This is a genomic window from Rodentibacter caecimuris (assembly GCF_001019715.1).
GTDB lineage: Bacteria > Pseudomonadota > Gammaproteobacteria > Enterobacterales > Pasteurellaceae > Rodentibacter > Rodentibacter caecimuris.
This window is the reverse complement of sequence record NZ_BBXJ01000001.1, coordinates 1,443,816-1,467,438: the sequence shown is the minus strand read 5'-3', so window position 1 is coordinate 1,467,438 and position 23,623 is coordinate 1,443,816. Positions and strand designations below refer to the sequence as shown.

Genomic DNA, 23,623 nt, shown 5'->3' with positions numbered 1-23,623 from the left:
TTTTGCTCCATTATGAACGAATCAATAATGAAGTGATCTTACTTATCTCAAACCTTAAAAGCAAACAAAATGAATAATGTAACCGGAATTTTATATATCGTGGCAACACCGATAGGTAATCTGCAAGATATTACCCAACGTGCTTTGGATATTTTTTCACAAGTGGATTTAATCGCGGCGGAAGACACACGCCATAGCGGTTTGCTACTTAGTCACTATGGGATTAAAAAGCCGTTTTTTGCATTGCACGATCATAACGAACAGGAAAAAGCGGTTGTGTTGGTGGAAAAATTAAAACAGGGGAGCCATATTGCGTTAATATCCGATGCCGGTACGCCTTTAATTAGTGATCCCGGTTTTCATTTAGTGCGTCAATGCCGTGAGGCGGGGATCAAAGTAGTGCCTGTGCCGGGCGCCTGCGCGGCGATTACCGCACTTTGTGCTTCCGGTATTGCTTCGGATCGTTTTTGTTTTGAAGGCTTTTTACCGGCGAAAACGAAAGCACGCAAGGATAAGTTAGAAAACTTGTCAGAAGAAGACCGCACTTTAATCTTTTATGAATCCACTCACCGTATTTTGGATACCCTTGCGGATATGCAAGATGTATTGGGCAAAGATCGTTATGTGGTACTAGCCCGTGAAATAACCAAAACTTGGGAAACCATTATGGGTGATAAGGTTGGGAATTTACGAAAATGGTTAGCCGAATCGCCAAACCGGACTAAAGGTGAAATGGTCTTGATCGTAGAAGGTAAACCTAAGCAAGAAAATAAAGGGGAATTCTCTCCTCAAGCGATTAAGGCCTTAAGCTTGATTACGCAAGAATTACCGCTTAAAAAAGCGGCGTCCATTGTTGCTGAATTGTATGGTTACAAGAAAAACGCCCTATACCAATTTGGATTGAATAATTTTAACTAATATTTACCTCAAATATTTTCGTTTTTATAGTGAAAATTGATTGAGAGACGACAACGAATTTTATAAATTTCGGAGAACAAATGCTAAACCAAGTTTCAAACACATTACTTACCCCAAGCGATTTATCCACCAAAGAATTAATGAATATTTTTGACATGATGTCACATCGAAATATTGATTATGCCGATTTATATTTTCAGCTTAGTCAAGACGAGAACTGGGTTTTGGAGGACGGCATTATCAAAGAAGGGGGATTTCACATTGATCGCGGGGTTGGCGTTCGTGCGGTATCCGGTGAGAAAACCGGTTTTGCTTACTCGGATCACATCAGCCTTGCCTCACTGCAACAATGTGCTAATGCGGTGAAAGGGATTGCGCAACACAAACAAGGCAATATTATTGTGCCAACTACACTCAATACGGTTAATCCCATTATACGCTATGCCGCGATTAATCCGCTGGAAAGCCTTTCTAAAGAGAAGAAAGTTGAGTTATTACATTTGGTTGATCGTGCTGCTCGGGCGGAAGATCCGCGTGTCACCCGAGTTTCTGCCGGTTTAAGTGCCGTTTATGAAGAAGTGTTGGTGATGGCAACGGACGGTACATTAGCGGCAGATATTCGACCGCTTGTACGTTTGTCGATTTCCGTTTTAGTGGAAGAAAACGGCAAGCGTGAACGTGGAAGCTGCGGTTCAGGCGGGCGTTTTGGACTAGATTGGTTCTTTGAGACGGTTGACGGCGATATTCGAGCGGTGAATTTTGCGAAAGAAGCGGTTCGTCAGGCATTGGTTAATTTAACTGCGGTTGCCGCACCGGCCGGATTAATGCCGGTTGTGTTGGGCGCTGGCTGGCCTGGCGTATTATTACATGAAGCGGTAGGGCATGGGTTGGAGGGCGATTTTAACCGCAAGGAAAGTTCGCTCTTTACCGGTAAGATCGGCGAATTGGTTACTTCACCATTGTGTACGATTGTGGATGACGGCACGATTGCCAACCGTCGTGGTTCGCTGACGATTGATGATGAAGGGGTGCCGAGTCAATGTAATGTACTCATTAAAGAGGGCATTTTGCAGGGGTATATGCAAGATAAAATGAATGCACGATTGATGGGTGTCAAACCGACAGGGAATGGGCGTCGCGAGTCTTATGCCCACTTACCGATGCCACGTATGACAAACACTTATATGTTGGCGGGACAGAGTCACTTTGAGGATTTAATTACTTCCGTTGATCACGGTATTTATGCACCGCACTTTGGTGGTGGGCAAGTGGATATTACCTCAGGCAAATTTGTGTTTTCCACCTCGGAAGCCTATCTTATCGAAAAGGGTAAAATCACCAAGCCGGTAAAAGGGGCAACTTTAATTGGTAGCGGTATTGAGGTGATGCAGAAAATTTCCATGGTTGCCGATAAAAGCGAATTGGATTTAGGCGTTGGCGTATGTGGTAAAGACGGGCAAAGCGTACCTGTTGGGGTAGGGCAGCCGGCATTGAAGATTGATGAAATCACAGTAGGCGGAACAAATTAATCCCAAAATTAACCGCACTTTGGGTTTAATCAAAAGTGCGGTTAATTTTCCGTTTAAATGGATAAAAAATCGGATAACACCCTAAGGTTTATCCGATTTTTGTTTGATAGGTTAATTATGCCCAGTGTTTTTCAATTTCGGCACGGATTGCTTCGGCAGTGGCTTTACCTTTTTCGCCGACTAATGCCCGACCTGCGATAAAGGCTTTGGCATTTTTAATTTCTTTGAACAGCTGAATATCTTCCGGCACAATACCGCCGGTAATGGATAATTCAAGCCCGAGAGCGGATAATTTTTTCATTAATTCCACATCTTCCGCTGTCCAGCCTTTGCCGGCTAATTCCGCATCGCGCGAACGATGATAAATCGCCTGTTTTACGCCTAATTCAACCCATTCTTTGGCGTCTTTTTCGACTGTCCAGTTACCGTAGATTTCAATTTGAATTTCTTTTTTGACTTTTAGCTCAGGGTGAGCGGCATTAAATTCATCCGCCACTTTTTTACAAGCCGCTTTGGTTGCAGGGTGAGCGGCTGCGGAGACAGTCAGCCAGTCAGCGCCTGCTTCAAATGCCATTTTTGCCAAGATTGCACCGCCGTCGGTGGTTTTTAAATCACACACAATAATGTGGTTTGGGTGTAAGGCGCGCAAGGTGCTGACGGCTTTCATACCTTCCGCACAGGCTAAAATAGTGCCAACCTCAATAATTTCCACTAAATTTTCCGCTTGTTTGGCATCGGCGACGGCTTTTTCTAAAGAGAGAGAGTCGAGGGCGATTTGTAGTAATGGTTTAGACATACTTATTCCTTCTGTTAATTTGAAAAGGGGAAAAGTGCGGTTAATTTTGACCGCACTTTTTGAATTGGGTTAGATTAACTGTTTAGCGCTTTATCAATCGCCGCATAAACTTCATCGGCATTATTACAATGGCGGAAACGGTTTAAATCCACGCCGTCATCGCTGTCAGGATCATCAAGGACTTGGGTAATTTCCATTAAACCTTGCATATGTTGATCGGAATCACTGCCGGCAAGGGTAATTAACACATATACCGGATCCTCTTCTCCGTCAAAATAAATCGGTTCTTTTAAGGTGACTAAAGCAAACGCCGTTTTAATTACGCCTTCTTCCGGACGGGCGTGCGGCATCGCAAGCCCCGGCGCTAAAATGATATAAGGCCCCATTTTTTCGATATTGCTGATAATGGTATCGTAATAACGCGGTTCGATTGCGCCTGACGCCTCTAATAAATCCGTACCGATTTTAATTGCGGCTTTCCAATCTGCTGCGGTTTGGTTGAGTTTGATTGAATTGTTGGCGATAAGAGATTCTTTTAACATACTGAGATCCTTAAACTATGTAGTGTGAAGTTGTGCGATCAATTCTCGTCGAAAACCGACCGCACTTTAATTAAGCCTTATTTGCTGTTTTGAAATTTGTTGATGAGTTCGATTAATTCGTCACCAAAGGAATTTGGGTTTAGCATATTTTGTACGCCCAACACATATTTCCCTTCACCGACTTGAATTTCACCGGCTAAATGTTTTGACGAAACAATAATATCCGTGCTATCCAGTTTGCCTTTATAGTCGGTTACCGCACAGGAATCCATAATGTTAGGAATACCGCGTTTATCCAAATAACCTTTGATCTTCATTTTCATCATCATTGAAGAACCTTGACCCGAACCGCAGACAGCGAGAATACGCACCGGTTTTGTCGCATCATCAGAAACATCGTCATTTTTGACCGCACTTTGAGGTGAATGTTCTTGAGCAACAACTGATTCTTGTTCGCTTTCTTCCGCACCATAGCCGTCCATTTGTTCAAGGGTTTTACCCGCAGCCGCTGCAGCAGCTTCCGCTGCGCGTAATTTTTTCGCAGCAAATGCCATATAAACAAAGGCAGCCGCTAAGATAACAAAGAAGAAGAATGGCACGCTGACGATACCCTGTAATACCGGTGGGAAGAATAATGCCCAGTCTGCCATGCCCATCCAACCGTTAAAGGTTGCGCCTTGGGTTGCTAACAGGTGAATCACCCACGCCGAACCTAATACTTCGATGATCCCCATGACAAAACAGATTTTCATCACCGCACGCCAGCCGCCGAAATGGTTGGCAAATACGCCGATGGTTGCATTGGAGAAGAACATTGGAATAAAGCCCGGAATGATTAATACGGAAGCATCAAAGCCAAGTAATAGACCGACTGCAACGAATTGACCGATTGCCCCCCACATAAAGCCGAATACCATAGCATTTGGTGAGAAAGCGTAAATTGCCGCACAGTCAATCGCCAATACCGCATTAGGAATCACGCGTTCGGAGATACCTTTAAAGGCTTCGGACAATTCTGCAACGAACATCCGCACCCCGATAACAATCACTTGAATCGCAACAGCAAATTTTAAGCCGGTTTCAAAAATATAGATTGACCAGTGGGTTTTGCCCGCCATGGTTTGTAGGTTATCCAACCCGAAAGAGAGCAGAATAATGCCGAAGAAGACGGTCATCACTAATACGGTGGCAGAGATACTGTCGTGGAAAATATGTAACCATTTCGGTAATTTCATATTGTCAACACTGTCGTCTTTATTACCGAGTTTTGGTGCGAGCTTTACGGCGATCCAAGAAGCAATTTGCTGTTGATGTCCGATAGAAAAACCGGCTCCGCCTGTGACGGCTTGAGTCGGTTTATACATAATGTTGGATGAAATCCCCCAGTATAATGCCATAATGATGGCGGTATAAATGATGGTTTCCATCATCGACGCGCCGATCAGCATATAGAATACGGCAACCAATCCCGCCTGTTGGAACATAATATGTCCGGTCAGCATAATGGTGCGAATACCGGTAAAGCGTCTGAATACTACAAGTAAAATGTTTAGCGCTAAGGCTAATAACACCGCATAACCGACCCATGCGTAGTTATCCGCCATGGTTTCAATGGTTGCTTGCATACTGGTGTAAGGATCGATTACCGCGCCGGTTAAGCCGTGATATTCGGATAATTTGGTAATAATCGGTTTGAAACCTTTGACTAATTCGCCGGCGCCCACTTGGACTAACATAAAGCCGACAATTGTTTTTATCGTCCCTTTAATCACGGTCGTGGTGTCTTTGCGTAAAAGAATGTAACCGATACAGGCCACGATACCTAAGAGTAGTGGCGCTTTATTTAGCACCTGATCTCTAAAGACGATAAATAAATCTAATAATGTTTCCATAACAGAACCTCTGTTGACATTGTTTAAAATGGGAAAAACTTAACGTTTGAGTCTGTTTCGAAGAGTGTCGAAAAAGAAATCCGCTAAATAATAGCAATTATCTATGAATAAAAAAGATTGAATTTGATTTTTTGTGAGCAAAATCACATTTTATTTTTCTAATAGGTTCTTGTTATGTTAAGTAAAATAAATTTAATGTTATTTAGGTAATGGCTTACCTTTAAAGTTTATTAAATGAGTGAAAAGAATAGATTTAGATCTAGATCATAAAATCTAGAAAAAATATTTTACAAAATAAAATGATTTGATATGATTTGTTTTGATTGTTATTTGATTTTTTAAGTAAACGGAAGGAGTTAAAATGAGCAAAATTCAAGAAATCACGCGTGAAAGTTGGATTCTTTCTACTTTTCCTGAATGGGGCACTTGGTTAAACGAAGAAATTGAGCAAGAGGTTGTTCCGGAAGGTAATTTTGCGATGTGGTGGCTGGGTTGTGTCGGCGTTTGGATCAAAACCCCGGGTGGAGCAAATCTTTGTATGGATTTGTGGTGCGGACGTGGGAAAAGCACCAAAAAAGTAAAAGATATGGTACGCGGTCACCAAATGGCAAATATGGCGGGTGTGCGTAAATTGCAACCAAACTTGCGTGCTGCACCAATGGTGTTAGACCCGTTTGCGATTAATGAAGTGGATTTTATTCTTGCTTCTCACTACCATAGCGATCATATTGATGTGAATGTGGCGGCGGCGATTGTCAATAATCCGAAATTGGATCACGTGAAATTTGTCGGCCCTTGGCATTGTGCGGAACTATGGAAAAAATGGGGTGTACCGGAAGAGCGCATTATTATTGTAAAACCGGGTGATGTAGTGAAATTAAAAGATGTGGAAATCCACGCCCTTGATTCTTTTGACCGCACTTGTTTGGTGACTTTACCGGTTGAAGGTGCGGAAGAGCGAGGCGGTGAGTTAGCCGGTCTTTGCCCGTCTGACGAAGAAATGGGGCGCAAAGCGGTGAACTATGTGTTTAAAACGCCGGGCGGTAATATTTATCATGGTGCGGATTCTCACTTCTCTATTCAATTTGCCAAACACGGTAAACAATTTGATATTGATGTCGCGTTAAATAATTATGGCGAAAATCCGGTCGGTATCGCAGATAAAATGACCTCTGTGGATTTATTGCGTATGGCAGAAAGTTTGCGTTGTAAAGTGATTATTCCGGTTCATCACGATATTTGGACAAACTTTATGGCAAGTACTGATGAAATTATTCAATTGTGGAAAATGCGTAAAGAACGCTTGCAATACAAATTCCATCCGTTTATTTGGGAAGTGGGCGGTAAATATGTTTATCCGCGTGATAAAGATTTAATTGAATATCATCATCCTCGTGGTTTTGATGACTGTTTTGAACACGAGCCTAATATCCAATTCAAATCAATGTTATAGCAAAAAAAAGCCACCTTTTTACTTGAAGGTGGCTAGTTTTTTGTTCATTATTCGCATCAGAGAAATAGCAAGGAAAATATAATGAACGAAAATTATCGCCATAGACGGCTTTTACAATTGTTACTTGAGAAACAAGCACTTTCTACTATGGAAATTGTTGAACAACTTGATATTTCACCTGCAACAGCAAGGCGGGACATCAATAAATTAGCTCAGCAAGGCCGATTAAAGAAAGTGCGTAATGGCGCAGAGTCGATACAGTCCTCTTCACTAGATTATCAATACAGTGCGGCAATCAATAATATTGATGAAAAACAACGTATTGCTCAGGCAGCGAGTCAATTATGCCAAGAGGGCGATTCGGTTATTTTAACTTGTGGCTCAACAATGCAAATGTTGGGCGATCATTTATGCGGAAGAAAATTGCAGATCATCACAAACTTCATTCCGCTTGCCAATAAATTGATTGAAAACAATCACGAAGATATTGTGATTATGGGGGGGCAATATAACCGAAATAAAGCAATAACCCTTTCTCTTAATCAAAATGAAAGCCCTTATGCCGCCAATATTATGTTTACCAGCGGAAAAGGTTTTACCACTGAGGGATTGTATAAAACAGATATGATTATTGCTAATTCGGAACAACGGTTGTTCGCCAAAGCCGCTAAGTATGTGGTATTGCTTGACTGTACTAAATTGGGGCAACAAGTGGGGATGTTATTTACCGAATTAGCCCATATTGATTTATTGATTACCGGCAAAGATGCAGATGCCGAAATCATTGAAAAATTAAGAAATAAAGGGTTGGAAATCATCTTGACTTGATGACTTTCCACCACAACATTAAATAAGGAACAGAAATGCGAAAACATAAACTCGGTATCTATGAAAAAGCTCTACCCAAAAACATCAGTTGGCAAGATCGCCTGTCTATCGCAAAAGCCTGTGGATTTGATTTTGTTGAAATCTCTATTGATGAAACGGACGAACGTTTGGCTCGTTTAGACTGGAGTAAAAAAGAGCGGTTGCAATTAGTTAAAGCTATCGTGAATACGGGCGTTACTATTCCCTCAATGTGTCTTTCCGGACATCGCCGTTTCCCTTTTGGCAGCCGTGATGAAGCCATCCGTCAAAAAGCCTATGAAATTATGCAAAAAGCGATTCAATTCGCTGTCGATACCGGCATTCGTACCATTCAACTGGCGGGCTATGATGTCTATTATGAAGAACAAGACGAAGACACTATCGCACGTTTTCAACAAGGTTTAGAATGGGCGGTGGAATTAGCCGCCAGCAATCAAGTGACCCTTGCGGTAGAAATTATGGATACCCAATTTATGAGTTCCATTTCCCGTTGGAAAAAATGGGATGAGATTATTAAATCGCCTTGGTTTACCGTCTATCCCGATTTAGGCAATCTTTCCGCGTGGAATGATAATGTTGCCGAAGAATTAAAACTCGGTATGGATAAAATTTCCGCTATTCATTTAAAAGATACTTATAAGGTTACTGAAACCTGTGCAGGTCAATTCCGTGATGTGCCGTTTGGCGACGGTTGCGTTGATTTTGTCGCTTGCTTTAAAACCCTTGCCGAACTGAACTACCGCGGCGCATTTTTAATTGAAATGTGGACGGAAAAAGCCGATGAACCGATTGCGGAAATTATTAATGCCCGCCGTTGGATCGAACAAAAAATGAAAGAAGGAGGCTTCCAATGTTAGAAGCATTAAAAGAGAAAGTATTAAAAGCCAATTTAGCGCTACCAAAGCACAATCTTGTTACTTTTACTTGGGGAAACGTGAGTGAAATTGATCGCACTTCTAACCTCGTCGTGATCAAACCGTCGGGGGTTGATTATGAGGTAATGACGGCAGAAGATATGGTTGTCGTTGATTTATTTACTGGAAAAGTGGTTGAAGGTAGTAAAAAACCGTCTTCCGATACGCCGACACATCTTGAATTATATCGCCGCTTTAAAGACATTGGCGGCATCGTGCATACCCATTCCCGCCATGCCACAACTTGGGCGCAAGCAGGAGAGGATTTATTGGCATTAGGTACAACCCACGCCGATTATTTTTACGGCACCATTCCTTGCACTCGTAAAATGACACCGGCTGAAATTCAAGGCGAATATGAATTAGAAACGGGGAAAGTGATTGTCGAAACGTTCCAAAAACGCAATATCGATCCAAACCAAGTTCCGGCAGTATTAGTTAATTCTCACGGGCCTTTTGTGTGGGGAACAGATGCGGATAATGCCGTGCATAATGCGGTTGTGTTAGAAGAATTGGCTTATATGAATCTGTTTAGTAAAGTATTAAGACCAAGTTTAGGCTCTATGCAACAAGAATTATTGGATAAACATTATCTCCGTAAACACGGTAAAAATGCCTATTACGGACAGTAATTTTCCAATCAATAAGGCGGTTTTTTAACCGCCGTTTTTTATCTAAGAGGAATAAAAATGAATTATAAAGTCGTTGCTTTTGATCTTGACGGTACATTGTTAAATTCAGAAGGGCATATTTTGCCGGAAAATCAATTAGCAATTCAAGCCGCTGTAAATAAAGGAATTAAAGTTTTGTTGGTAACGGGCAGACACCATACTGCCGTAAAACCTTATTATTGTGAATTGGATTTAGATACACCGATTATTTGTTGTAACGGAACCTATGTTTATGATGTGGCGACGGATTCGACACCTTTTGCTAATCCGCTTTCTAAGCAACAGGCGCAATTAATTTATGATGTAGCGGAAAAACATCATTGTCATTTATTGATGTATTCCCGAGATTCAATGAATTATGCCCAACTTAATCCTCACATGGAAAAATTTCTGAAATGGGTAGAAACTTGCCCTGCGGATGTGCGCCCTGATGTACGTAAAGCGGACAGTATTCAAGATGTGATTGACTGCCATCACCCAATTTGGAAGTGTGTCATTAGCGCCGAGAATAAAGATGTTATGAATAATGTGGTTAATGAGCTGCCGATTTCTCAATTTAGTTGCGAATGGTCTTGGGTGGATCGTGTGGATATTGCCAATGCAGGCAATACAAAAGGTGGCAGACTACTTGCGTTATTAAAAGAGTGGAATATTGATCCGCAGGAAGTTATTGCTTTTGGCGACAATCATAATGACATCAGTATGCTAAGTGCGGTCGGCTTAGGGGTTGCGATGGGCAATGCGGAAGATGAAGTGAAAGCACAGGCAAAACAGATCACGACCTCAAATAATGAGGGCGGTATTGCAGAAGTATTAAAAGAGGCTTTATCACTATAATTTTCAGTTTTACATTCTTTTATAAAGACGAATTGTCATTCTAATGACTGTAACTAAAAAATAACCGCACTTTGAGTTGCTCGAAAAGTGCGGTTAGTTTTTCTGTTGTTTTATACCGAGTATTTAGGTTGTTTAAACACCGTCACTTCCGGCACGACACCCGTATATTTTTCCACTTGAACAATACAAGTATTCGGCGAGTTGCCCTGCGCTAATTTAGACGTCCCCTCATCACGGGTGAGCACGTTTGGACTACCATTTTTACATAGCGGTTTTTCGCTTTCACCTAGGCCGAGCGGATCATACCATGCTCCCTCATGTAATCCGAGCGTGCCTTTAATAATCCCTTCGGTAACCACTGCACCGGCTAATACCTGACCGCGAACATTGTGGATACGAACTATATCCCCATCAACAATACCGCGTGGTTTGGCATCCTCAGGATGAATTAATACCGGTTCACGATCATTCACCGCATATTTTTGGCGTAATGAAGTATGAGCCAATTGGCTGTGTAAACGATAGTAGGCATGAGGTGTGACTAACGCAAGCGGATAGTCTTCAGTGGTATTACCGGCAAATTCTTCCGGTTCCATCCAACTCGGATGACCTTTACAATCGTCATAATTCATCTTTGCGACGACATCAGAGTAAATCTCAATTTTGCCTGATGGTGTTCCAAGTGGGTTGAGTAGCGGATCTTCACGAAATTCCGCATATCGTACCCATTTTTTTGCTGTCTCGTTTGCTTCAAACATTAACGGTTTGTTTTCTTCCCAGAATCGTTCAAAACGAGGCAATGCAACACGATTGTGACGTGCGGCAGTGAAGGCGGTTTTATAGAAATCTTCCAGCCATTCCATTTCCGTTTTGCCTTCGGTAAATTCCTCTTCTTTCCCTGCGCGTTTGGCGAGTTCGGCAAAAATATCGAAGTCATTTTTTGCCTCAAATTGTGGCGCTACAACTTGTTTCATCGGGTAAATTGAGAACATAGAATAGTCCCCACCCATGGTTAAATCATTACGTTCGTAACTTGTTGTTGCCGGCAAAACAATATCCGCCATACGGGCTGTTGGTGTCCAATTTACCTCATTAACGATGAAGGTTTCCGGTTTTTGGAACGCTTTTACTAATAAATTTGTATTTTGATGCTGTGTGAATGGATTGCCGCCCGCCCAATATACGACTTTAATCTCTGGATAGGTGATTTTTGTCCCATTGTAGTCAATGGTTTTTCCCGGATTGAGTAGGGCATCTGCAATACGAGCCACAGGGAAAGAAAATTTTGCCGCGTCATCCAGCCAGGTTTTTTCACCCGTTCCGACAGACGGAGTTGCACTGATTGAACCAATAGTACCGCCCGTAGCTGTTGGTACACCACCATTTGCATAGTGATAGCTAAAACCAAAACCGCCACCCGGTAAACCAATTTGACCAAGCATCGAGGCAAGGGTAACCAACATCCAGTGGGATTGTTCACCGTGACGTTGACGCTGTATTCCCCATCCGCCCATTAGCATGGTGCGTTTGGTAACAAAATCATTTGCTAATTGTTTAATGATTTCCACCGGTACACCACAGATTTTGCTTGCCCATTCCGCAGTTTTAGGTTGACCATCCGTTTTACCGAGTAGGTAATCTTCAAATTTACTGTAACCTGTTGTGTATTTTTTTAAGAATGCTTTATCGTGTTTATTTTCGCTTACTAAGGTATGAGCGATTCCTAGCATTAGTGGCACATCCGTTGCAGTATTCACAGGAATCCATTCCGCGCCGAGCATTTGGCAGGTTTCACTTTTTATCGGATCGATACAGATAATGCGTTTACCTGTGGCTTGGAATTTTTTGAAATATTCGATTCCTTTCTGATCCGAAGACATCCAAGCAATACGTAATGTGGTGAGTGGATTTGCCCCCCAAAGCACAATAATATCACTGCTTTCAAGTAATACTTCCCAACTGGTTTGTTGTTCATAGACCTCAATCGTGCCAAGTACATGCGGCATAATCACTTGTGCCGCACCGGTAGAGTAGTCGCCTTTATAACCTACAAAGCCACCGGTAATATTCATATAACGTTGTAATAGTGTACGGGAGGCATGAAGTGCGCCGCTACTGAACCAACCGTAAGAACCGGCATAAATCGCACTTGAGCCATGTTGTTGGCGCACTTTATGGAGTTGATTATGCACAAGATCAAGTGCTTGTTCCCAAGAAACCCGAACCCACTCATCACGCCCGCGCATGGTTGTATCACTATTCCCCGGATTTTCTAAATAGCCTTTGCGTACCATTGGGTATTTCACACGGGTTTCGCTATAAAGTTGATCGGCGACCACGGTTTGTAATTCATTAGGAACAGCGGGTTCAATGGCTGCGCCGGATTTTACCGCTTTACCGTCCTGCACTACCACGCCAATTGGCCCCCAGTGTGCGGCGGTGACAACAGTTTTTAATTCAGGCTCTGCTGCAACCGTACTTTTAGACAGCACCGCACCGACCATACCACTAGAAAGCGACGCACTTGCTACGCCAAGGGATGTATTTTTTAAGAAGTCACGGCGTTTTTGATTAATATTATTCTTTTTCATTTCAACCTCGTTTTTAACATGAGAAGTGAATTATTTGGCAGCCATATCTTTGGCGCTACGTTGTAAATAAATAGTTAAAGCACGCACTTCATCTTTATTCATAGAAGTTCGATCTTTCATGGAATTCACTACACCAATCCATTGGTTTGCCGTATAGTGATCGGCACTAATTGCTGCGTGGCAACTACTACAATTTGCTTGATTTAACTGGCTACCGTATTGATTAAGTGCGGTTAAATCTGACGACATTTTTTCTTTTGGTACAGAAACAATAAAGCTCACTTCTTTCCAATTGGAATTGGTTACTTCATCATGTTTGGTTTGTAGGATTTTCATACCTTTACGCGCTTCTTCATCGACTAATGCGACGGTAATGCGTTTACCTAATTCTAGATAAATCACAGAATCTGCGCCAACTTGTTGCCAGCCGTGTAGGGTACCCTGTAATTGCTCGCCTTTTGCTTGCCAATTCGTTATTTCCGCATAAGGCATTAGTCGGATATCACCGCCTTGTTCACCTTGTGCCGAAGTCATTTCTGCTGCATAAATAGATGAATCTTGAGTGATATTCCCACCTAAAGAGGTTACTGATTGTGCCCCTTCATCACCGTGAGATTCAGGTAAGAAATGTACGATACCTTTGTGGCAATCAATACAGGTCTGTCCATTGGCTTTTGCGCTAATATGGGTTTGTTTGGCTAATTTTGCTTGTGCGGAAAGTTCCATTGCATCAAAACTGTGGCAGCTACGACAGGTTTCGGAATCCGTTGATTTCATTTCATCCCATACGCGTTGTGCCATTTCTGCTCGGTGTGCTTCGTATTTCTGTTTAGAATCCAGTTTGCCTTGCAATTCATACCACACATCTTTCAGTGCGATGAATTTCGCTTTCAGATAATGCCAGCCTTCTTGCGGAACATGACAATCGGCACATTCTGCACGAATACCTTTTGCATTCGCAAAATGGGTTGAACCTTCCCATTCTTGTTGCGGGTGAGTCATGGAATGGCAACTAACACAAAATTCCGGTGAGCTGGTTTTATGCATAATTGTTTGTGTTCCCCACAACGCCACTGCCCCTATGCCGATAAAGCAGAGTGCGGTCAGAATTTTGGTTGTTTTTGACATAGATGTACTCCAAATTGATAAAAAATAATAAAAAGATAAATAACTATTAATAGTTAACAGTATTTTAAAGAAATTGAGTTAATGAGTGATGATCTAAGTCAAGGAAGTGGGATATAAGAGGATTTTTAAGCGTTTTTATCTTAAATCATTATATAGTGATTTTTATAATGATTGGGGGGGGGAAAAGTGCGGTCAAAAATACAAGAAATTTTGACCGCACTTTAAAAGTGTTTGAATTAGTCGGGATTATTTCGCCGCTTTTAATTCTTGGTAATATTGTTCGTAGTATTGAATTGCATCACCTACATCATCCTGCCAATGGCTATTTTTTAATATTTCAGCTGTTGGATAGATTGACGGATCTTCGGTAATTTCTTTTGGTAATACTTTTTTCGCTTCAACGTTGGCAGTTGGGTAACCAATCGCGAGGGTTAATTTTTCAGCTGCTTTTGCACCTAACATATAGTTGATAAGTTTATGTGCGCCATCAGGGTTTTTTGAAGTTGCCGGAATCGCTAAGGTATCAACCCAAAGTACAGGGCCTTCTTTTGGAAATACCATGTCTAATGGTGCTTGCTCTTTTTTAGCGATACGCACGGAACCATTCCATAACTGACCGACTTCTACTTCACCGGAGATGAAAGAGTTAGCCGGGTTGTCAGAATTGAAAGAAAGAACATTTGGACGTAATTTCAATAATTCTTCATAGGCTTGTTTGATGATAGCCGGATCTTGAGTGTTCGGGTCTTGACCAATTTTTAACAGTGCAATGTTAAATACTTCACGGGCATCATCTAGTAATTGTACTTTATTGGCAAACTCAGGTTTCCATAAATCGCCCCAAGAGGTGAAATCCGCCCCTTTGTAAGTATTGGTGTTAAACGCAATACCCGGTGCACCCAATAATTGAGGAAGCGAGTATTTGTTTCCTTTGTCATAAGGTTTGTCGAGCCAATCAGGATCTAATTCTTTAATTACAGGTAATTTACTGTGATCAAGTTCTTTTAACATCCCTTCACGTGCCATTTTTGACACAAAGTAGTTAGAAGGTGCGATAACGTCATAACCGCCGGCTGCGCCTTGGGTTTTGAGTTTTGCATACATGGTTTCGTTTGATTCAAGACTTGAAACGATAACTTTAATGCCGGTTTCTTTGGTAAAATCATCCAATAGACCATCCGGAACATATTCAGTCCAAGTATATAAGTACACAGTATCATTAGCAGTAGCCGGTGCGTTTGCATTTTCAGACTTGCTTTCTTTATCATTACAAGCTGTTAAGGTTGCAGCCACCAAACCGGCGGTGATTAAACCTGCAAATTTTTTCATTTTTGTTTGTTCTCCGTAAAAGAGGGGTAAAAAAACCACCTACAGGAATTGTAGGTATAAAAAAACGCCTTGATTGTGCGTCAAGGCGTATTCTATTTGATATTAAAAGGTTTGTGAAACCTTTTATTATGTCTTAGTAATTATTTTTACGAGTAATGAGTTGGCTTAAAATTACCAGTGCTAATGAAAGCACAATCATGATGGTTGCCAGTGCATTGACTTCAGGTGTTACGCCGGTTTTTACCAATGAGAAGATACGTAACGGTAAAATTTCATAGCTGACACCACTCACAAATGAGGAAACCACAACATCATCCAGTGAGATGGTGAAACTTAATAGCCAACCTGAAACGATTGCAGGTAAGGCAAGCGGAATAATGATTTTGCGTAAAATCGTTACTTCGCTCGCTCCCAAGTCTTTTGCTGCCTCCAGCATTTTGGAATCAAATCCGTTTAAGCGGGAGAAAATTGTTACGGTAACATAAGGTAAACAGAAGGTAACGTGTGCCAAGAGTAATGACCAAAAACCTAATGAAATCCCTACAACCATAAACAATGCCAACAAAGACACGGCCATAACGATATCCGGCGACATCATCACAATAAATAACATACCGCTTACCGCTTGTTTACCGCGGAAACGATAACGATACAATGCGATTGCGGTTAAGCCACCCACAATGGTTGCTAAGGTGGCGGCAAAAAATGCGATGGTTACCGAATGGATCGCCGCTTGAATTAAGGTATCGTTATTGAATAAACGCTCGTACCAGTTCCAACTAAATCCTTTCCAACTCAAACCGTAGCGGTCGGCATTGAAAGAATTGGTTACCAAAATGATGATTGGGATATACAAATAAGCGTATACCACAAATATAAAGATATTACGTAGTAAACGGCTCATTATTCCAACTCCACTTTTTTATTTAGTAGTTTATTTGCACGATAGTAAACGAAGATAAGCAATGCCATCAAAATCGTTAAACCGATACTAATTGCAGAACCGAACGGCCAGTTACGGGAAATCAAGAATTCGCTCTTAATGACGTTCCCTACTAACAAGACTTTCGCTCCGCCTAATAAATCCGCTACATAGAACATTCCCATTGCCGGTAATAGTACTAATAAACAACCGGCAACAATACCCGGCATGGTTAATGGCAAAATAACACGGAAGAAACGTTGGAATGCATTTGCGCCTAAGTCTTTTGCGGCTTCAAGTAAACGTCCGTCTAATTTTTCAATGGCAGAGTAGAGCGGAAGAATCATAAACGGTAGAAGTAGATAAACTAAACCGATAATAACCGCAACTTCCGTATTCAAAATACGAATCGGCTCGCTCAAAATCCCCATTTCCATTAGCATAGTATTCAGTACGCCTTTCACACCGAGGAAGATTTTCATTCCATAAATACGGATCAACGAGTTTGTCCAAAATGGTAATACCACAAGAAACAATAAGAGCGGTCGGTATTTCGGGTGAATTTTGCTGACCATAAAGGCGAACGGATAGCCAATCAGTAAGCAAATAATCGTTGCAATGCCGGACATATACAAGGAATTCCACACCACCTGCGCATAAAGCGGGTTGAACAGGTTGATGTAGTTATCAAAGTTAAACGGCAAAGTGTAGAAGTTGCTACCATCTCGGGTTAAAAAACTTACCGCTAATACCAATAGGTTTGGAATCAGCACAAAGAAGATTAGCCAAGCGAAGATAATTGCAACAGTAATTTTCTGAAATTTGTTATTAATTATCTTCATCGTTGAGTACAACCTCCCAACCTTCGTGCCATGTAACGCCCACACGTTGTCCGACGCTGTGATCCATATGAGGATCATCTTCGTTAAAGAATTCGCTCACAAGTACACGCATACCGTTATGGTCAAATTCTACGGTAGATTCTAATGTCATACCTTTATAAGTGCGGTCAATAATATGGCCGATAATTGCCTTAGATTGTTCGTTTTCATCAAGTTCTTCAATCACAATATCTTCAGGACGAAGGAGAACTTGAAGTTTTTGATCTTTTTCTACCGGCATATCGGTATAGATATCACAGACACGACCTTCTACATTTGCCAGTACCACGTTCTCGGATTTACGTTCAATTACGGTTGCATTAAAGACGTTAATTTCACCAATGAAACGTGCGACAAATAAGTTTGCCGGTTCTTCATAAATCTCTCGTGGCGAACCGTCTTGGGCGATTTTCCCTTTACGTAACAACACGATGCGATCGGACATAGTGATCGCTTCTTCTTGATCGTGGGTGACGAAAATAAAGGTAATTCCCAATTGGCGTTGCAATACCTTAAGTTCGTATTGCATTTGTTTACGTAATTTATAATCCAAAGCAGATAATGATTCATCCAATAATAATACTTTCGGTTTATTAACCACTGCACGGGCAATAGCGATACGTTGCTGTTGACCGCCTGATAATTGGGTCGGTTTACGATCTGCCATCTCTTCCAACTGAACCATACGCAAGGCTTCCAACACACGCGGTTTGATTTCAGCCTCGGGTACTTTTTGCATACGTAAGCCGAAAGCCACGTTTTCAAAAATGGTCATATGTGGGAACAGCGCATAACTTTGAAAAACCGTATTAATGTGGCGTTTTTCTGCAGGGACATTGGTAATGTCTTCACCGTCCAGAATAATATGACCGGAATCTAGTTCCTCTAGGCCTGCCAATAAGCGCAAAACTGTTGTTTTACCACAACCGGAAGGGCCAAGAATAGTGACAAATTCACCGTTATTAATGGTTAAGTTAAAATCGTTAATGATGGTGTTAGAACCGTAAGATTTTTTGACTGAACGAAGCTCAATGATAGGCTTGTTTTGAACCGGATTTTCCACTAGCTTTGGTTTTCTCCCTAATTTCACCAATAAGTTGGTACTGAGTAGAAATAAAGACCTGCAAAGTTGCAGGGGCGACATAAAAACAAGCGCCTATGATATAGCGAATTGTTAATAATGAAAAGGATTTCATACACTTGAACATAAAAAAAATTACCGCGTTCAAAAGAAGGTGAAAAATCTATCGCACTTTCTGTTTTATGAGTTGATTTTTTCACTAATTGATGGGCGTTTTGCTGAAATTTATAGCAGAAATATGTCTGAATAACTAATATCAAGAGAAATGTAAATTTTTGCCTTGCTTTTGTAAAGATATGTAAATATAATCGCTAGCGTTTTATCGAGATTCCTTTTGATAAAGCTAAACTTTAGAGATTTTATTCATAAATTCCTTTTTTATCCCCTGTTTCAGCAGGGGATTTTTTTATGCATTTTGAAAAGAGCAGAAAAAATAACCGCACTTTGATTACCCCATCAAAAGTGCGGTTAAATTTTTCGTCGTTTTTATTGATTAGGGAGTGCTCCCGAGCTCCAATCAGGTGCTTTTACAGGGCGTTTAATTTGTAATAAAAAACGCTGATTTACCGAGGCTTGTGGTTGAACAACTGTACCTGACGGGGTAGAAAATGAAATGCCGCCTTTCAGTAGTTGTTGAACGCTACCGGTGTTAAATTCCGCTCCTTTCCAGCCTAAACTGAAGTCATAGCCGGACGATACCCAAAATTCAGAATTTTTACGTACTAAATGTTGGTATTTCGGTGTGATCGCAATATGAATAAGCACGCGATCACCTAAATCATTGAGATCAAATTTACGTATCGATCCAACTTCGACACCACGATAAAGCACAGGTGAACCTTCCGTTAAATTCATCGCATCATTGGTTTCGAGAATAAACGGTACGCCGTTGCTATATTTATTACGGCTCGGCGAAGTTTGTGCAAGATTAAATTGTGTTTTAGCTTTTCCTTTTCCGACTTCCACATCGATATAGGGCTGTAATAAACTATCTAAGTTTTCAATTGCTCCAGCTGAAATCTGCGGTGAAATAATCTTAAAGGTTGCCCCTTCTTTAGCAATCATGCCCATATAATTAGGGTTGATAAGGGCTTTTGCGGTAATTTTGTGTGATTTCGGATCTAACGTAATACTTTCAACTTCACCAATAGACAATCCTAGATAGCGTAAGCTCATACCTTTGCTCAAATTTGTTGCATCATCTGCGGTCAGAGTGATTACTTGCCCGGCAGATTTTGCCCGCAGCTCATTTGGATACAATGTGTTATTTTTTCCTGAACCGCTGTTATCAAAACTAATTGCTCCTTTTAACGAGCGGGCAATCGGTGTTGCCTGAATACTAATACCTTTCGGAGTAATATCCACTTGGGCGGCACTTTCTACCCAGAAGATACTTTTATCCGTTAATAAATGTTTATAAGGCGGATAAATATAAACATCCACATTAAAATGGTTTGTTTGAGGTTGAATATTGGTAATTTTACCTACTTCATATTGATGATACAGTATGAGAGAGCCTTTACTGATACTTGGTAACGTTGAAGTTTTTAACGTAATATCAGGTTCGACTAAATTGCCGGTAATGCCGGATTCCGCATTTTGTGTATTTTTGTAAAGCGGGTAAGTTTTGAGTGCATTGCCTAAGCCTTTTTTCGCAATAATACGAATGCCCCCTTGTAGCCATTTTTCCGGATGGGCGGATTCAAAACGAACCCCGTCTATGCCTAAATTGACATCGAAGTTTGAGGCCGCGACAAAAAGCGTATTTGGGTTAATTAAATTCCGATATGCGGAACCAATAGCCACTTGGTATTCGACACCTTCTACGTTAATTTGTTGTTTAACAATTTCACCAATTGCAATATTGTTGTAATAAACGGATTGCCCTTCCGATACACCGTAGCTTTCCGGCGCGGTGAGTTTAATTACCAGCGTGTTTGGTGCTTTTAACAGTAATTCGTTTTCTTTAACCACATCAAATTGCAATTTTTCTGTTCCATCACCCGGAATGATTTCAAAGTAATCGCCTCGGAAAAAACGTTGTGGATCGGCTAAATCAGCCAAACTCGGTTTTTTGTTACGAAAAATAATATGGGTATGGGTTTTTAATAAATTTATTTGGTTCGGATCAACAAGTAACGTACCTTTTAGCATACCTTCATTATTTTCATCAACAGTGAGTGCTGAAAGTACGCCAACTTTGTGTTCTTGAAAATAGACATCTGTACGGCCAGCTTCTAAACCGGCAACATTTGGTAGCGTGATACGGACTTCAATGCCACGTTTAGCCTCTTGTAAGCTTGAGTAGAGTGTATAGATTGTATTTTCGGTTGCATTTGCACTGTTTACCGGTGAATCAAAAGAAACGGCACCTTGTACAACGGCATTGAGACTCTCCATACTGAAGTTTAAACCGGACGGACTAATATTTGCGGTCACGCCACTGATATTCCAAAAGCGTGAGTCCTTTTTCACAAAATGCGTATATTCTTTGCCAATGACGACATCAATTTCAACTTTATTATTTTCATTAAAGCGATAATCATAAATTTTACCAACAGGTAATTTTTTGAAATAGACGGAAGAGCCGATAGAAATTGATCCTAAATCATCGGCAACCAAATGAATTAACAAATCACCGGGAGAAACTTGGGCGATAGGGCCTTTTTCTTGGGCAATAAATTGATCTTCAGTATCGCCGTCTCCTGGTTGTAGCGTAATATAGTTTCCCGAAACGAGAGAATCCAAGCCTGAAATACCGGCAAGCGAGACGCTTGGTTGTACTACCCAGAATTTTGTATTTTCACGCAGTACTCCGGTCGCTTCAGGGTAGATATTGGCAATGACTTCGACTTTTTGCATATTATCGGTAAAGTTGACTTTCTTGACGACACCGATTTGTAGTCCTTGATAGCGAATCGGTGTCTTATCAGCGACTAAACCGGATCCGTTTGTAAACGTAATCTTGATTGTTTTACCTTGTTCTTCAATAATTTGGAAGAAAAGAATTGCACCGATACAAAGGGCAATAAAAGGTAACAACCAAAAGGGAGAAACTTTTCGGTTTTTACGTAAAACGGCTTGAATCGTTTTATATTGCGAATCAACGTTTATAGTGTGATTCGTTGAATGTTCATTATTCGGTTGTTGTTTTTCGGTCATAAATTTTCCAAATAAGTCGGCTATCGAATTGTGAGGTTGAAATCATTGTGAGAAATACAGCTGCACCAAAGTAAAAAGCTGCCGGCCCCACTGTAAAATTAATAATCTGCCCCCGCGTGACAAGTGACATCATTAACGCAAGAACGAATAAATCAAGCATGGACCAACGTCCGATAAAGTGTACGATATGTAATAAACGTATTTGCCATTTAATAGAGTGTTGCCAGTTAAAGTGAACGCAGGCAAGTAGATAGAGCATAATTAAAATTTTACTAATTGGCACAAAAATACTGGCAAAAAATACAACAAAGGCAACAAAATAGCTTTTCATTTCAATAAATGAAATTACACCGGACATCAATGTATCCTCGCTTAAAACACCGGTCAGATAAACACCGGATATTGGCAATAGGTTTGCTGGAAAAAGCATAATAATACCGGCAATCAAGGTTGCCCAAGTACGCTGTAATTTTATTGACTCGGGGAGATCTAAATGTGAGTCACAACGAGGGCAAATATGCCGGTTATTTATCTGTTTTATGTCTGAATGAGGAAACGAATAATTGCAAGCGGTGCATAATTCAGTTTTATCTTCTGTTGATGAAAGCATTTTCTTGTGTTCGGGGTAAAATTCGTCCCATAGTTCGTTCAGATTAATTTTGATAAATAATAATGTGGTTAAAAGAGCGGTAAATATAAACGCTAGTAAATAGACATCAATTTCCAATGCAGCATATTCGCGCACTTTAAACATTGATACACCGAGTGCTACGAGATAAACATCAAACATCACCCAGGGCTTAATATAGCTTAAAAAAAGTAACACATTACGTGGACGCATATTAAGTAACTTAGCGAACCATAACATTAAAACCAAGAGAGCGAAAGAAATCGGCATTAAGACGGCACAAATAAATACCAAAAAAGCGGTGTACTGGTAGCCCGCAGTCGCCATTTTCCAAATTCCTTCCCATACAGAGGCACTCACTTTTACACCGAGTAAATCAATGCTTAATAGAGGGAATTTTAAGGCAAAGGGCATTAAAATAAGAATTGAGAGTGCAATCATCGCACAGCGATGTAACGACCAACGATTTGTTGTATTTAATACATGATGACAACGAGGGCACTCTGCATGTTCATTTTCGGGCAACGGATAAGGTACCGAGACGACTTTATCGCATTCACTGCAACGAGTGATTTTATTGTGAATGTTTGCAAGATTCGGTGTAGTCGCCATAATAATATTTTTGCTGTACAAAGTGCGGTCAAAAAAGATTGACTATTCTATCCTTATTCCTCTGTATTTGTGAAGTTTAAATGAACAAACGTTTATTTAAATTGATAGCGTAACAAATAACTTGTTCTCTAAACTTGTTTGGAACATTGTCAATCCTTATAAAAGTGCGATAAACTACGCAAGTTTTTTATTTCAATCCTAGGACAAAAAATGACAGATGCCCAACTTGATGTTCAACAAACTGAAAAAACATCATCAAACCCACAAAAACTGACAAACAATAAGGAAATTATTGCTTATTTAGCGGAAAAATTTCCACTTTGCTTTATTTTAGAAGGTGAGGCAAAACCGTTAAAAATCGGTTTGTTCCAAGATTTAGTCGAAGCCTTAAAGGAAGATGAGCGGGTAAGTAAAACGCAATTACGCCATGCGCTTCGCCAATATACATCCAACTGGCGTTATTTACACGGCTGTCGTGAAGGGGCAGAACGTGTGGATTTGTATGGTAATCCGGCGGGTGTACTGGACGCTGAACATGTTGCACATGCGGCAGAGCAACTTGCTGAAGCAAAAGCAAAATTTGCTGAGAAACGCAAAGCGGAATTGGTGGCAAAAAAAGCGCAACAAAAACGCCAACCGCGTCGCCAAAATAATTTGAAGTCAGTGCGTAAACCAAAAGTTGAATTAAGTGCGGTTGATTTATCCACACTTTCTAAAGGTGCGGCTGTTAAAGTAAAAGTAGGCGATCGTGCTAAGAAAGGCATTGTTGTTGAAGTATTAAAAGATTCGGCACGTGTAGAACTTGAAAATGGCTTAGTAATGAATATCACGTCTGATCGTTTATTCGCCTAATCGCAATATTGATATTTT

The 23,623-nt window shown here is 40.9% G+C and carries 19 protein-coding genes; 8 read left to right on the top strand and 11 right to left on the bottom strand.

Annotated features, from left to right (window positions below; all coding sequences use genetic code 11):
• The first annotated feature begins 69 nt into the window (after positions 1–69).
• On the top strand, positions 70–918 hold the full coding sequence (rsmI, locus tag PNEUHYL_RS07230; protein ID WP_059366621.1) for a 16S rRNA (cytidine(1402)-2'-O)-methyltransferase: 849 nt from the start codon (positions 70–72) through the stop codon (positions 916–918).
• 80 nt (positions 919–998) lie between these two features.
• A complete protein-coding gene (gene tldD, locus PNEUHYL_RS07225; protein WP_059366619.1) occupies positions 999–2,447 on the top strand; it encodes a metalloprotease TldD in 1,449 nt (482 codons plus the stop codon).
• 115 nt (positions 2,448–2,562) lie between these two features.
• Here the strand turns inward: tldD and PNEUHYL_RS07220 are convergent, their stop codons facing one another.
• From PNEUHYL_RS07220 to PNEUHYL_RS07210, 3 genes are all read right to left on the bottom strand, one after another.
• Positions 2,563–3,243: a 3-keto-L-gulonate-6-phosphate decarboxylase UlaD gene (locus PNEUHYL_RS07220; protein ID WP_059366617.1), complete on the bottom strand. Its 681-nt coding sequence runs from the start codon at positions 3,241–3,243 to the stop codon at positions 2,563–2,565.
• 74 nt (positions 3,244–3,317) lie between these two features.
• Positions 3,318–3,785, bottom strand: a complete 468-nt coding sequence (locus PNEUHYL_RS07215; RefSeq protein WP_059366614.1) for a PTS sugar transporter subunit IIA — start codon at positions 3,783–3,785, stop codon at positions 3,318–3,320.
• Between the two features lie 77 nt (positions 3,786–3,862).
• Positions 3,863–5,677 (bottom strand): PTS ascorbate-specific subunit IIBC, encoded by a 1,815-nt coding sequence (locus PNEUHYL_RS07210; protein ID WP_059366612.1) that lies wholly within the window; start codon positions 5,675–5,677, stop codon positions 3,863–3,865.
• Between the two features lie 361 nt (positions 5,678–6,038).
• Between PNEUHYL_RS07210 and ulaG the strand changes: the two genes are divergently transcribed.
• The 5 genes from ulaG (at position 6,039) to PNEUHYL_RS07185 (ending at position 10,419) form a co-directional block, all read left to right on the top strand.
• On the top strand, positions 6,039–7,130 hold the full coding sequence (gene ulaG / locus PNEUHYL_RS07205) for an L-ascorbate 6-phosphate lactonase (RefSeq protein WP_059366610.1): 1,092 nt from the start codon (positions 6,039–6,041) through the stop codon (positions 7,128–7,130).
• Positions 7,131–7,211: 81 nt separating this feature from the next.
• Positions 7,212–7,958 (top strand): HTH-type transcriptional regulator UlaR, encoded by a 747-nt coding sequence (gene ulaR / locus PNEUHYL_RS07200; protein WP_059366608.1) that lies wholly within the window; start codon positions 7,212–7,214, stop codon positions 7,956–7,958.
• Between the two features lie 35 nt (positions 7,959–7,993).
• A complete protein-coding gene (locus PNEUHYL_RS07195; RefSeq protein WP_059366606.1) occupies positions 7,994–8,854 on the top strand; it encodes an L-ribulose-5-phosphate 3-epimerase in 861 nt (286 codons plus the stop codon).
• A complete protein-coding gene (gene araD / locus PNEUHYL_RS07190) occupies positions 8,848–9,543 on the top strand; it encodes an L-ribulose-5-phosphate 4-epimerase (protein WP_059366604.1) in 696 nt (231 codons plus the stop codon). The genes PNEUHYL_RS07195 and araD overlap by 7 nt, the downstream gene beginning before the upstream one ends.
• A gap of 57 nt (positions 9,544–9,600) precedes the next feature.
• Positions 9,601–10,419, top strand: coding sequence for a pyridoxal phosphatase (locus tag PNEUHYL_RS07185; RefSeq protein ID WP_059366601.1), 819 nt, complete (start codon positions 9,601–9,603; stop codon positions 10,417–10,419).
• A gap of 110 nt (positions 10,420–10,529) precedes the next feature.
• Here PNEUHYL_RS07185 and torA read toward each other — a convergent pair whose 3' ends face one another.
• From torA to PNEUHYL_RS07145, 8 genes are all read right to left on the bottom strand, one after another.
• Entirely contained in the window at positions 10,530–13,010 is a 2,481-nt protein-coding gene (gene torA / locus PNEUHYL_RS07180) for a trimethylamine-N-oxide reductase TorA (RefSeq protein WP_059366600.1), read from the bottom strand.
• Between the two features lie 30 nt (positions 13,011–13,040).
• Positions 13,041–14,138 (bottom strand): NapC/NirT family cytochrome c, encoded by a 1,098-nt coding sequence (locus PNEUHYL_RS07175; protein WP_059366598.1) that lies wholly within the window; start codon positions 14,136–14,138, stop codon positions 13,041–13,043.
• A 246-nt stretch (positions 14,139–14,384) separates the two neighbouring features.
• Positions 14,385–15,467: an extracellular solute-binding protein gene (locus PNEUHYL_RS07170; RefSeq protein ID WP_059366596.1), complete on the bottom strand. Its 1,083-nt coding sequence runs from the start codon at positions 15,465–15,467 to the stop codon at positions 14,385–14,387.
• Between the two features lie 133 nt (positions 15,468–15,600).
• Entirely contained in the window at positions 15,601–16,371 is a 771-nt protein-coding gene (gene potC / locus PNEUHYL_RS07165; protein WP_059366594.1) for a spermidine/putrescine ABC transporter permease PotC, read from the bottom strand.
• Positions 16,371–17,231 (bottom strand): spermidine/putrescine ABC transporter permease PotB, encoded by an 861-nt coding sequence (potB, locus tag PNEUHYL_RS07160; protein ID WP_059366592.1) that lies wholly within the window; start codon positions 17,229–17,231, stop codon positions 16,371–16,373. Before potB ends, potC begins: the two co-directional genes overlap by 1 nt.
• Entirely contained in the window at positions 17,218–18,333 is a 1,116-nt protein-coding gene (potA, locus tag PNEUHYL_RS07155; RefSeq protein WP_059366591.1) for a spermidine/putrescine ABC transporter ATP-binding protein PotA, read from the bottom strand. Before potA ends, potB begins: the two co-directional genes overlap by 14 nt.
• Before the next feature lie 504 nt (positions 18,334–18,837).
• Complete coding sequence (locus PNEUHYL_RS07150; RefSeq protein ID WP_059366590.1) at positions 18,838–21,513, bottom strand: PqiB family protein; 2,676 nt, start codon at positions 21,511–21,513, stop codon at positions 18,838–18,840.
• The gene (locus PNEUHYL_RS07145) at positions 21,488–22,753 is read right to left on the bottom strand and encodes a paraquat-inducible protein A (protein WP_059368839.1); all 1,266 of its coding nucleotides are present in this window, start codon (positions 22,751–22,753) and stop codon (positions 21,488–21,490) included. The genes PNEUHYL_RS07150 and PNEUHYL_RS07145 overlap by 26 nt, the downstream gene beginning before the upstream one ends.
• Positions 22,754–22,963: 210 nt before the next feature.
• Between PNEUHYL_RS07145 and proQ the strand changes: the two genes are divergently transcribed.
• Positions 22,964–23,605, top strand: coding sequence for an RNA chaperone ProQ (gene proQ / locus PNEUHYL_RS07140; RefSeq protein WP_059366588.1), 642 nt, complete (start codon positions 22,964–22,966; stop codon positions 23,603–23,605).
• The last annotated feature ends 18 nt before the right edge of the window (positions 23,606–23,623 follow it).